Source organism: Polynucleobacter sp. MWH-UH23A, assembly GCF_040409805.1.
In the GTDB taxonomy this organism is placed as follows: Bacteria; Pseudomonadota; Gammaproteobacteria; order Burkholderiales; family Burkholderiaceae; genus Polynucleobacter.
The window spans coordinates 193062-204927 of record NZ_CP099572.1; the positions used below are offsets into that span (position 1 = coordinate 193062).

The window sequence follows — 11866 nt, forward strand, 5'->3', positions numbered from 1 at the left end:
ATTGAGGTTTCTAACCATGTACGCGGTCATAAAAACCGGTGGCAAACAGTATAAAGTTGCTGCTGGCGAAAAATTGAAAATAGAACAGATACCAGCGGAAATCGGCAGCGAAATCACTCTTGACCAAGTTCTCGCCGTTGGCGAAGGCGCTTCACTGAAGTTAGGTGATCCATTGGTTAATGGTGCAGCTGTGATGGCCACTGTCGTCTCCCAAGGACGTCACGATAAAGTGACAATCTTTAAGATGCGCCGTCGCAAGCATTATCAAAAGCACCAAGGCCATCGTCAAAATTTCACTGAAATTTTGATCAACACGATTAAAGCCTAATTCAGGGTAGGAGAAAGATATGGCACAGAAAAAAGGTGGCGGCTCAACACGAAATGGCCGCGACTCAGAATCGAAACGCCTAGGCGTTAAGGTATATGGCGGCGAGCAAATCAATGCTGGCAGCATTATTGTTCGTCAACGTGGTACACGTGTTCATCCAGGTGTAAACGTTGGTATTGGTAAGGATCACACTTTGTTCGCTCTCATCGACGGTACAGTGGAATTTGGCGTTAAGGGTGCTTTGAAGAAGGCCCAAGTTTCAGTATTGCCTCGTTCATAAGGCGCCTGACTGAGACACGTTTGATTCAGATTTATTCCGAATTTAACTCTTAGGAACAGGCCTCGCTAAGCGAGGCCTTTTTTATTCATGAAATTTATAGACGAAGCGCGTATTGAGGTAATAGCTGGCCAAGGTGGCGCCGGCAGTGCTTCTATGCGCCGAGAAAAGTTTATCGAGTTTGGTGGCCCTGATGGCGGTGATGGCGGTCGGGGTGGAAGTGTTTGGGCGGTTGCTGATCGCAATATCAACACCTTGATTGATTACCGCTATGCCAAAACGCATACTGCAAAAAATGGTGAGCCAGGTCGTGGTGCGGATTGTTATGGTCGCGCAGGCGATGATATTGAATTGCGTATGCCAGTCGGCACCATCATTACCGATTACGAAACGGGTGAACCAATTGCGGATTTAACCACTCATGGCGAGCGTCTTTGTTTGGCGCAAGGCGGTGTTGGCGGTTGGGGCAATATTCATTTTAAAAGCAGTACCAATCGTGCGCCACGACAAAAGACTAATGGTAAGCCTGGCGAACGACGCAAACTCAAGCTTGAGTTGAAAGTATTGGCAGATGTAGGTTTGTTGGGTATGCCAAATGCCGGTAAATCGACTTTGATTACCGCTGTATCGAATGCGCGTCCAAAAATTGCCGACTATCCATTTACTACTTTGCATCCCAATTTAGGTGTGGTGCGTGTGGGTAATGAGCGTAGCTTTGTAATTGCTGACATTCCTGGTTTGATTGAAGGGGCTGCGGAAGGCGCTGGTTTAGGTCATCGTTTCTTACGCCATTTACAGCGTACAGGCGTACTTCTGCATTTAGTTGATCTAGCCCCGTTTGATGAGAACGTTGATCCAGTGGCTGATGCTAATGCGATCGTCAATGAGTTACGTAAATATGATGAATCGCTTGCTGAGAAACCACGCTGGCTTGTATTAAACAAGGTCGATATGATCCCCGAAGAGGATCGTAAAAAAGTGGTTGCTGACTTTGTGAAAAAGTTTAAGTGGAACGGCCCTGTTTTTGAGATTTCTGCATTAACGGGAATGGGCTGTGAGAAGCTTTGTTATGCGCTACAGGATTATTTGGATTCTGTGCGCCGAGATCGTGATGATGCTGAAGAGCGTGCGGCAGATCCGCGATATCAAGATCAAGCACCAGATTAATAAGTTAACCAAAACTTTTTATGAGTAACAAAGAAACTAAACGCATCGTTGTCAAAGTGGGCTCCAGTCTTGTCACAAATAATGGTGAGGGCTTGGATCATGCCGCCATTGCTAATTGGGCTGGGCAGATTGCCGAGTTATTAAAAGCAGGTCATGAAGTATTGATGGTGAGTTCGGGTGCGATTGCTGAAGGTATGCAACGTTTGGGTTGGGCTAAGCGTCCACAAGAGATTCATGAGCTACAGGCAGCTGCAGCTGTCGGGCAAATGGGTTTAGTACAGGTATATGAAAGCTGTTTTGCACGCTTCAATTTGCGTAGCGCTCAGATTCTATTAACAAATGCAGACCTTGCGCATGCTGAGCGTAATGCCAATGCTAAAGGTACTCTAGATACATTGTTGAAGTTAGGCGTTGTTCCTATCATCAATGAAAACGATACCGTTGTGACCGACGAAATTAAATTTGGCGATAACGATAGTTTGGCTGCTTTAGTGAGCAATTTAGTTCATGCGGATCTCTTGGTGATCTTGACTGATCAAGGCGGTTTATTTACTGCGGATCCACGCCAGAATCCAGATGCTACCTTATTAAGTGATGCCACTGCTGGCGATCCTGCCCTAGAAAAAATGGCTGGTGGTGCTGGTAGTGAGCTGAGTAAAGGCGGTATGTTGACTAAAGTGCTGGCTGCAAAAATTGCAGTTCAGACTGGTACGACAACTGTTATTGCCTCAGGGCGTGAGCCAAATGTGCTGACGCGTTTAATCGCCGGAGAGAAGATTGGCACTCGTTTGAGTGCCAAATAAAGCTTTGGCTTATTGAATTCCAAAAGAGTTAGTGGGCTTTGTTCCCCCAGTAAACCCATTGGGGTTTAATGACTGAACTACAGTCTTGATATTTTTTTCTTGTGTATTGAAATTGCAGAAAGCGCCTTGAGCCAAGGATGCTTGATAGCGATTGGGCACATTACTTTGTATTGATCTCCAGCTGGAGAGTGGATTCTCTTTCCAGACCCCGTTTTCTAGAGTTCCATACAGGCGCCACTGGAATGAATCACAGCGAATACCTTCATATTGGGCTTGTTGGCCTCCACTAGGATTAGTCATGACCACGATATAGCGTGTCACCCCATCTGCTCCAATCAAAATGGAGTCGGTGTCAACGGCGAATTTAAAAATCGTATGTTGAGAGACGTAAAAAGGTATGAGAGTTGATGGGTTAGGCGGGGAAGCGGGCATCTTCGTAACGCCCTCCTTAAATACCATTGGTGCAAATGGATCTAGGCCACTTTCCATTGGATCGCCAGCGCAAGCCACAAGGGATAAAACAAAACAAATACACACTAGGATTTGGTTAAATCTTTGAAAAAGTGGACTCATTATTTTTGCTTATCTGATTTAGTGGATTCTTTTTGATTGTTTTCACCTCTGGAATAAAAGGAATGAAAGAGATCCAGTGGTGTTCCCCAGGCGAGTTGTTGCATACGCACTCCTTTGGCAAGGTAGCGCGCCAGTTCAGATAAGGCCAGTTGATAGACCTCACGCTTAAAGCCTATTACGGCATCTAATTGAATCCAAAATGGTACCCATCGCCAAGCATCGAATTCAGGATGTTCGGTAGCGCGTAACTGAATGTCACTATCTAAACCAACAAGGCGCAATAGAAACCAGATTTGCTTTTGGCCACGATAAGCCGCGCGGTGAACACGTGTGGCATGTTGTCGACGCAGGTATTCCTCAGGGACGTCGTAGCGGAGCCAGTCCCTTGTTCGTCCAATGATTTGGACATGTTCCGGTAGCAAGCCAACCTCTTCATGCAATTCGCGGTACATCGCTTGCTCAGGACTCTCGCCATGAGCTATCCCACCCTGCGGGAACTGCCACGAATGCTGCCCAACGCGTTTTCCCCAGAAAACCTCGTTACGGCTGTTAAGGAGGACAATGCCGACATTGGGTCTATACCCTTCACGGTCAAGCATGATCGTGCCCCAAATCCTTTAAAATCAATGATTTGATTATATCCATACATGAAAGCATCACAATCATTTCTCGCGACGCTAAAAGAAGCCCCCTCTGACGCTGAGGTGGTTTCGCATAAGCTCATGGTACGTGCGGGTTTAATCCGCAAACTGAGTGCTGGTGTTTACAACTACCTACCCTTGGGATTAAAGGTGATTCGTAAGGTAGAAAACATCATTCGCGAGGAAATGAATCGTGCGGGTGCGATCGAGTTGCTCATGCCCATGATCCAGCCGGCAGAGTTGTGGCAAGAGACAGGTCGCTGGGAAAAGATGGGACCCGAGTTGTTGCGCATCAAAGATCGCCATGATCGCGATTTTTTGATCCAGCCAACTTCTGAAGAGGTGATTACCGATTTAGCTCGCAATGAGATAAAGAGCTACAAACAATTACCCGTGAATTTTTATCAGATTCAGACGAAGTTCCGTGACGAGCGTCGTCCTCGTTTTGGGATTATGCGTGGGCGTGAGTTCAGTATGAAGGATGCGTATTCATTTGATCGCGATACCGAGGGTTTAAAGAAGTCGTATCAGATTATGTTTGATGCCTACACCCGCATCTTCAAGCGCATGGGTTTGAAGTTTCGCGCTGTAACAGCCGATAACGGGGCAATTGGCGGCTCTGGTAGTCAAGAGTTTCATGTGATTGCGGATACTGGCGAAGATGCAATTGTGTATTGCCCGAGCTCGGATTACGCAGCGAATTTAGAGGCTGCTGAATCATTGGCACTCATTGCCGCGCGTGCTGCAGCAAGTCAAACTATGGTAAAGGTGCCAACGCCTGATAAAACAAATTGTGCAGATGTAGCGAAGTTTCTCAATATCCCACTCGAGAAAACCGTCAAGTCTTTATTGTTCGCAGCCGATCAAGAAAATGGCCCCGCAAAACTCTTTATGTTGTTGGTGCGCGGCGATCATGAGCTCAACGAAGTTAAGGCGAGCAAAGTGCCAGGTATGGCTGAGTCACGTTTTGCTACTGAAGCAGAAATCAAGCAAGCATGTAATGCCCCCGCAGGCTATTTAGGTCCTGTCGGCGTAAATGCAAATGTCACTGTGGTTGCCGATCGTACCGTAGCCAATATGTCGGATTTTGTATGTGGTGCAAATGACGCTGGTCACCATTTTACAGGCGTGAATTGGGGCCGTGATTTACCCGAGCCTTTGGTATTGGATATTCGGAATGCGGTAGTTGGCGACCCTTCACCTGATGGCAAAGGCGTGGTTGATATTTGCCGTGGCATTGAAGTTGGACACGTTTTCCAACTGGGCACCCGCTACTCTGAAGCGATGGGTTGTACCTATTTAGATCAACAAGGCAAGGCACAGCCAATGGTCATGGGTTGTTATGGCATTGGTGTAACCCGCTTGTTGGGCGCAGCAATCGAACAAGGCCATGATGACAAAGGAATTATTTGGCCTATCTCCATGGCCCCATTTGAAGTAGTCATTTGCCCGATGGGTTACGAAAAGTCGGAACAAGTTAAAGCCGCTTGCGATCAACTTCATGACGAATTGCTTGCTGCTGGAATCGATGTAATTTTGGATGATCGCAATGAGCGTCCAGGCGCGATGTTTGCTGATTGGGAGCTCATTGGCGTACCTTTCCGCGTAGTCATTGGTGATCGTGGTTTAGCGGATTCTCAAGTGGAATTCAAAGGTCGCACCGATTCTGAGTCCCAGAACGTTCCCTTGGCACAGATTAAAGATAAAGTGATTGCCGCCGTTCAGGCCGCTAAAAATACAGTCGCGTAATACTCGTAATACTATTTTTTAAAGAGACCGCCAATACCTTTGGCGGCTCCTTTAGCAGCCATAGCCGCCATGGTGCGCGCCATCTTGCCACCCTTAAACTGCTTCATCATGGTTTGCATTTGCTCGAACTGAGCCAATAGGCGATTGACTTCCTGCACCTCTACACCTGATCCTGCAGCGATGCGCCGCTTGCGACTGGCTTTTAATAGTTCTGGCTTTCTGCGCTCTTGTGGGGTCATGCTGTCAATAATTCCACGCATGCGTTTGGTTTGTTTATCCGCATTACTCAAGTTTGCTTTTGAGGCAGCTTGTGCAACTTGGCTAGGAAGTTTATTCATCAGGCTAGCCATGCCACCCATCTTTTGCATTTGCATCAACTGATCTCGAAAATCTTCTAGATCAAAACCACCTTTGGAAATCTTACTTGCTAGTTTTTCTGCTTTTGCAACATCAACGTGTTGTTGGGCTTGTTCAACCAAGGCAAGAATATCGCCCATGCCTAAAATGCGGTTTGCCATGCGCTCCGCATCAAAGGCCTCTAGGCCATCCATCTTCTCCGCTACACCAATAAATTTAAGCGGTACACCGGTGACTTGACGGACGGATAACGCAGCACCGCCACGAGAGTCACCATCGAGCTTAGTGAGGATCACTCCGGTAAGTGGTAGCGCCTCGTGGAATGCTTTGGCGGTGTTGACGGCATCCTGACCTAGCATTGCGTCCACTACAAATAAGGTCTCAATCGGATTGAGATTGGCGTGCAAAGTTTTGATCTCTTGCATGAGCGTCTCATCAATGCCAAGACGACCGGCGGTATCGACAATCACTACATCAAAGTAGTGGCGACGTGCCCAATCTAAAGCAGCAGCGGCAATATCGTCTGGTTTTTGATTAACGTTGCTAGGGAAAAATTCTGCGCCAACTTGCTTGGTGACTGTCTCTAGCTGTTCGATAGCAGCAGGTCGATATACGTCACAAGAAACGGTGAGCACTTTCTTTTTCTTTTTTTCTTGCAACCATTTAGCGAGCTTGCCAACTGATGTGGTTTTACCCGCACCTTGTAAGCCCGCCATCAAAATCACTGCGGGTGGCTGGGTAGCGAGATTGAGCCCACCACTTTGATTGCTATCGCCTGCCATGACTTGGGCAAGTTCACGTTGTACAACTCCAACTAAGGCTTGGCCTGGGCTGAGGCTGCCAACCACTTCTTCGCCCAGCGCCTTAAATTTAATCTGCTCCAGCAAAGACTTCACTACGGGTAGGGCTACGTCTGCCTCTAAAAGGGCAAGACGGATTTCCCGCAACATCTCAGCGGTATTGGCTTCGGTAAGGCGGGCTTGACCTCGCATTGTTTTCACAATACGGGATAGGCGATCGGTGAGGTTTTCTAGCATTTATCGATTAGACTTTGTAGATGGATATTTTAGGTCACCCAGCATACGAGTTGCTTCCATCCGCACTCTATCTGCTTCTTTTGCTTTTTTTGAGCTTTGGCCCAAAGAGTAAAGATAAACCCTCAGAGTCGTCACCGCTGATTCAGGCCTTTATTCTGTTGGCCTTGCTGGCGCATGGCATGCAGCTCCATGATTCCGTATTTACCCCTCAAGGTTTTGTTTTCGGGTTTGCACAAGATTTGTCGTTGGTCGCCTGGGTTGGTTTGGCTTTCTACTGGTTCCAATCTTGGTTTTTGCCTATTTCCAGTTTGCGTTGGTTCGCTGTTCTTTTTGCTTTTGCTTGCTCACTTTTGCCAAGCCTTTTTCCGGGAACATTAATTTCACCAAGAGCAGTTTCTGATCCTTGGTTTAAGGGGCATTTCATTGTTGCCACGATTTCTGTGGGCTTGCTTAGTTTGGCTGCAATGCATGCGATGTTGATGAGCATTCAGGATCGAGCATTACATCGTCAACTAGCGATTGTTCCTAATGGTCGGGTTGCACATTGGCTCGAGGACTTACCCCCATTAATGACAATGGAAAACCTTTTATTCAACCTTTTATATGTTGGCTTTACGTTATTGAGCTTGACAGTTTTTTCTGGTTTATTGTTTTCGCAAACGCTGTTCGGTAGACCATTGGTATTTGACCACAAAACTATTTTTGCTTTGATCTCTTGGTTTTTATTTGCAGGTTTATTGTTGGCGCGTTGGCGCGTAGGTTTGCGTGGACGAGCGGCGATTCGTTGGGTGTTGAGTGCTTACTTTGCCCTGCTTCTCGCTTATGTAGGCAGTCGATTTGTTTTAGAAGTCATTTTGCAGAGAGCGTAATTCTTGTTTAAGTGGCTTTTATTACTTGCGGGTGCTTACCTTGTTTATCGTTGGTTAAAGGGTAAAAAGCCTATTCAGACTGGGGGAGGGGAGGTCCATAGCCCCAAGCCATATAAGGCTCCAAAGACTACCCAGCCAGAGGAGATGGTGCAATGTCAGCATTGCAAAGTACATCTTCCAAAGTCAGAGGCTAAGATTTTTGAAGAACGTTTTTATTGCTCTCAGGAGCATCTCAATGTACTTGATCAACAAGGTTGGGTTGGTTTCGCAAAGTGGCGTCTTTCGCCGAACCAAGATGTTCGTCCAGAAAATATTTCTCCAGATTTAGTGGTCATTCATCACATTAGCTTGCCGCCTGGTGAATTTAGAAAAAAAGACTCCAGTCAGTACATCATTGATTTTTTTCAAAATCAATTAGATCCAAAAGCACATTCCTATTTTGAAGAGATTGCAGGGCAAAAAGTATCCAGCCATTTTTTGATTACCCGATCTGGTGAGTTGGTGCAATTTGTTTCAACTCAAAATAAAGCATGGCATGCTGGCGTTTCTTCATTCATGGGAAGAGAGAAATGCAATGATTTTTCAATTGGAATTGAGCTAGAAGGCGATGGAGATTCTCCGTTTGAAGAAGCGCAATACCAAACCTTAAAAAAAATAATCCCATTATTGGAGTCTCTTTACCCGAATTTGCAGTTTGCTGGGCACAGTGACATTGCTCCCGATAGAAAGACGGATCCCGGAATATATTTTGATTGGAAAAAGTTCCAAAAAGAGACAAACGTTTCTTTAAAAAATCTGCCATACGGACTCACTTCTCGGTAGCCTCTTTTTTGTATGTGAGCGTACGCTTACTTTTTTAGCCTTTAGGCAAAACGGGCAAAAAAATTCGCACCAATATGACCCCTAAGAAGGGTCAATCACATAGTAAAAGTACTGATAAATATTTGTAAGAAAAGACTTATCAAGGACTCAATATTTCCCTATACTTAGTGCCTAATGCGCTTCAAGACACTAGATGTAGTGTTTGAATCTAGCAATACCCCATTGTTTTTTAACGATATTTTGTCCAAATAACTATATATAGACGCAGGAGTAACATGACATACGCAAATCCACAGACGGCAGGCCAACCATCTGGTACAAATAATCCAGGAATTAACCCTGCAGGGGCAATCAATCAGACCCCTTCTGCCAGCTTTGTAGCCGGCGGAGTTGGTGGTACTCAGGCTACCCAATTGTCTGACTACAAAATTATTCGCCGCAATGGTTCTGTTGTTGCGTTCGAGCCATCGAAAATTGCAATTGCAGTAACCAAAGCATTTTTGGCGGTTAATGGTGGTCAAGGTGCCGCATCTGCTCGCGTGCGTGAGCAAGTTGAGCAATTAACCCATTCCGTTGTGCGCGCTTTATTGCGTAGCCGTCCTAACGGCGGCACTTTCCATATCGAAGATATTCAAGATCAGGTTGAATTGGCTTTGATGCGTAGCGGCGAGCATAACGTTGCTCGTGCTTATGTTCTCTATCGTGAAAAGCGCAACCAAGAGCGTGCTGCGCAACAAGAGGTTGCTCAAGAAGCTCAGACCGCAAACCTGGCTGCGGAGTCTGGCATCAAGGTAACTGACAACGGCGTAGAAAAGTGGCTCGATATGGCTGCATTGCGTACCGTGATTGAAGCTGCTTGTGAGGGTTTGGGCAATCATATTGATGCAAGCCCAATCATCACTGAGACTATCAAGAATTTGTACGATGGAGTTCCGATGGCGCAGGTATACGACTCTGCTATTTTGGCTTCACGTACCTTGATTGAGAAAGATCCAGCCTACAGCCAAGTGACAGCGCGCATCTTGATGCACGTGATTCGTAAAGAGATCTTGGGCAAGGAGGTATTGCAAGGTGATATGCAAGCTGAGTACAGCACTTACTTTGCTAGGTATATCCACGAAGGTATCTCTGCTGAATTATTAGACCCACGTATGAATGAGTTTGACTTGCCACGATTGGCTGCTGCCTTGAATGCCAGCCGTGACTTGCAGTTCAATTACCTCGGTTTGCAAACTCTGTATGACCGTTATTTCTTGCACATTGAAGATCGCCGTATTGAGATGCCTCAGGCATTTTTCATGCGCGTTGCAATGGGCTTGGCTTTGAATGAGTTGGATCGCGAGCGTCGTGCGATTGAGTTCTATGAAATCCTATCTACATTTGATTTCATGTCCAGCACACCAACCTTGTTTAATTCAGCAACAACACGTCCACAGCTTTCAAGTTGCTACTTGACGACTGTTGAAGATGATCTTGATGGCATCTATGAGGCATTGAAAGAGAATGCATTGCTATCTAAGTTTGCTGGTGGCTTGGGTAACGACTGGACCAATGTTCGTGCATTGGGTAGTCATATCAAAGGTACAAACGGTAAGTCACAAGGTGTTGTGCCATTCCTCAAGGTAGTGAATGACACAGCAGTTGCTGTAAACCAAGGTGGCAAGCGCAAGGGCGCGGTTTGTGCTTACCTAGAGACATGGCACTTAGATATTGAAGAGTTCTTGGAATTGCGTAAGAACACAGGCGATGATCGTCGTCGCACGCATGACATGAACACTTCTAACTGGATTCCTGACTTGTTTATGAAGCGTGTAATGGAAAACGGTGAATGGACATTGTTCTCTCCATCCAATACTCCTGATTTGCATGACAAGTTTGGTAAGGCATTTGAAGAGGCTTATGTTGCCTATGAGCAAAAAGCCGATCGTGGTGAGCTCAAGCCATTCCGTAGAATTCCAGCGCAGCAATTGTGGCGCAAGATGCTCGGTATGTTGTTCGAAACTGGTCACCCATGGATCACCTTCAAAGATCCTTGCAATATTCGTAGCCCACAGCAGCATATTGGCGTAGTTCACTCTTCTAACCTCTGTACTGAGATCACCCTCAATACAAACGAGGATGAGATTGCAGTTTGTAACTTGGGCTCTGTGAACTTAACTGCTCACATGACTACCGATGCGAACGGTAAATTGGTTCTCGATCACGAGAAACTCCAAAAAACCGTACGTACTGCAATGCGTATGCTCGATAACGTGATCGATATCAACTACTACGCAGTAGCTAAAGCACGTAATTCCAATTTGAAGCACCGTCCAGTTGGTATGGGCATCATGGGCTTCCAAGATTGCTTGCATATGCAGCGCATTCCATACGCCAGTGACGAGGCAGTGAAGTTTGCAGACACCTCCATGGAGGCAATTTGCTATTACGCATATCAAGCTTCTAGCGAATTGGCTGAAGAGCGTGGGGTGTACAGCACATACAAGGGATCGTTGTGGGATCGTGGCATCCTCCCGCAAGATACCGTAGCAATGTTGGCCGCGGAGCGTGGTGGCTATGTTGAAGTGGATACCTCTTCAACGATGGATTGGGCTGGTTTACGTGCTCGTATCAAGCAACACGGTATGCGCAACTCCAATTGCGTGGCAATTGCTCCAACCGCAACAATTTCGAACATTATTGGTGTTTCTGCTTGTATCGAGCCAACATTCCAAAACTTGTTTGTGAAATCTAACCTTTCTGGTGAGTTCACAGTAGTAAACGAGTACTTGGTGCGTGATTTGAAAGACCGTGGACTATGGGATGAGGTCATGATTGCTGACTTGAAGTACTTTGACGGTACTTTGTCTAAGATCGACCGCATTCCTCAAGATCTCCGTGATTTATATGCGACTGCCTTTGAGGTGGAGCCAAGCTGGTTGGTTGAGGCGGCTTCCCGTCGTCAAAAATGGATTGACCAGGCACAGTCATTGAATATTTACATGGCTGGTGCATCAGGTAAAAAATTGGACGACACTTACAAGTTGGCTTGGTTGCGTGGTCTGAAAACGACTTACTACCTCCGCACGATGGCGGCAACCCACGTCGAGAAATCCACTGTGGCTAGCGGTCAATTGAACTCTGTTTCTAGTGGTGCTGAAGGTGGTGGTGTAGCTGCGGCTCCTGTTGAGGCAGATGGTCCAGTTTGCACAATGCGTCCAGGTGATGCTGGGTTTGAAGAATGTGAAGCATGCCAATAAACAT

At 46.4% G+C, this 11866-nt stretch carries 10 protein-coding genes and 1 pseudogene; 8 read left to right on the forward strand and 3 right to left on the reverse strand.

Annotated elements, in window-relative coordinates; translation table 11 throughout:
• Positions 1–16: 16 nt before the first annotated feature.
• The 4 genes and pseudogenes from rplU to proB all read left to right on the forward strand — a co-directional run.
• On the forward strand, positions 17–328 hold the full coding sequence (gene rplU, locus NHB35_RS01055) for a 50S ribosomal protein L21 (protein ID WP_011902040.1): 312 nt from the start codon (positions 17–19) through the stop codon (positions 326–328).
• Positions 329–347: 19 nt separating this feature from the next.
• On the forward strand, positions 348–608 hold the full coding sequence (gene rpmA / locus NHB35_RS01060) for a 50S ribosomal protein L27 (RefSeq protein ID WP_353432521.1): 261 nt from the start codon (positions 348–350) through the stop codon (positions 606–608).
• Positions 609–695: 87 nt separating this feature from the next.
• Positions 696–1772 (forward strand): Obg family GTPase CgtA, encoded by a 1077-nt coding sequence (gene cgtA, locus NHB35_RS01065; RefSeq protein WP_353432522.1) that lies wholly within the window; start codon positions 696–698, stop codon positions 1770–1772.
• Between the two features lie 20 nt (positions 1773–1792).
• Positions 1793–2569: pseudogene (gene proB, locus NHB35_RS01070) on the forward strand (glutamate 5-kinase); the annotation flags it as partial.
• A 15-nt stretch (positions 2570–2584) separates the two neighbouring features.
• On the opposite strand, the gene NHB35_RS01075 reads toward proB, so the two are convergent.
• Together NHB35_RS01075 and NHB35_RS01080 are read right to left on the reverse strand one after the other, a co-directional pair.
• Positions 2585–3148, reverse strand: coding sequence for a CNP1-like family protein (locus NHB35_RS01075; RefSeq protein ID WP_353432523.1), 564 nt, complete (start codon positions 3146–3148; stop codon positions 2585–2587).
• The gene (locus NHB35_RS01080) at positions 3148–3747 is read right to left on the reverse strand and encodes an RNA pyrophosphohydrolase (protein ID WP_353432524.1); all 600 of its coding nucleotides are present in this window, start codon (positions 3745–3747) and stop codon (positions 3148–3150) included. Before NHB35_RS01080 ends, NHB35_RS01075 begins: the two co-directional genes overlap by 1 nt.
• 48 nt (positions 3748–3795) lie before the next feature.
• On the opposite strand from NHB35_RS01080, the gene NHB35_RS01085 reads away from it, so the two are divergent.
• Positions 3796–5538, forward strand: coding sequence for a proline--tRNA ligase (locus NHB35_RS01085; RefSeq protein ID WP_353432526.1), 1743 nt, complete (start codon positions 3796–3798; stop codon positions 5536–5538).
• 11 nt (positions 5539–5549) lie between these two features.
• On the opposite strand, the gene ffh is transcribed toward NHB35_RS01085, so the two are convergent.
• Complete coding sequence (ffh, locus tag NHB35_RS01090; RefSeq protein WP_353432527.1) at positions 5550–6932, reverse strand: signal recognition particle protein; 1383 nt, start codon at positions 6930–6932, stop codon at positions 5550–5552.
• A 20-nt stretch (positions 6933–6952) separates the two neighbouring features.
• Here ffh and ccsA point away from each other — a divergent pair, with 20 nt between their 5' ends.
• The 3 genes from ccsA to NHB35_RS01105 all read left to right on the forward strand — a co-directional run bounded on the left by ccsA (position 6953) and on the right by NHB35_RS01105 (position 11862).
• A complete protein-coding gene (gene ccsA, locus NHB35_RS01095; protein ID WP_353432528.1) occupies positions 6953–7801 on the forward strand; it encodes a cytochrome c biogenesis protein CcsA in 849 nt (282 codons plus the stop codon).
• Between the two features lie 3 nt (positions 7802–7804).
• A complete protein-coding gene (gene ampD, locus NHB35_RS01100; RefSeq protein ID WP_353432529.1) occupies positions 7805–8623 on the forward strand; it encodes a 1,6-anhydro-N-acetylmuramyl-L-alanine amidase AmpD in 819 nt (272 codons plus the stop codon).
• A gap of 275 nt (positions 8624–8898) precedes the next feature.
• Positions 8899–11862 carry a ribonucleoside-diphosphate reductase subunit alpha gene (locus tag NHB35_RS01105; RefSeq protein WP_353432530.1) on the forward strand — a complete coding sequence of 988 codons (2964 nt, stop codon included), beginning with the start codon at positions 8899–8901 and terminating at the stop codon, positions 11860–11862.
• Positions 11863–11866: the final 4 nt, after the last annotated feature.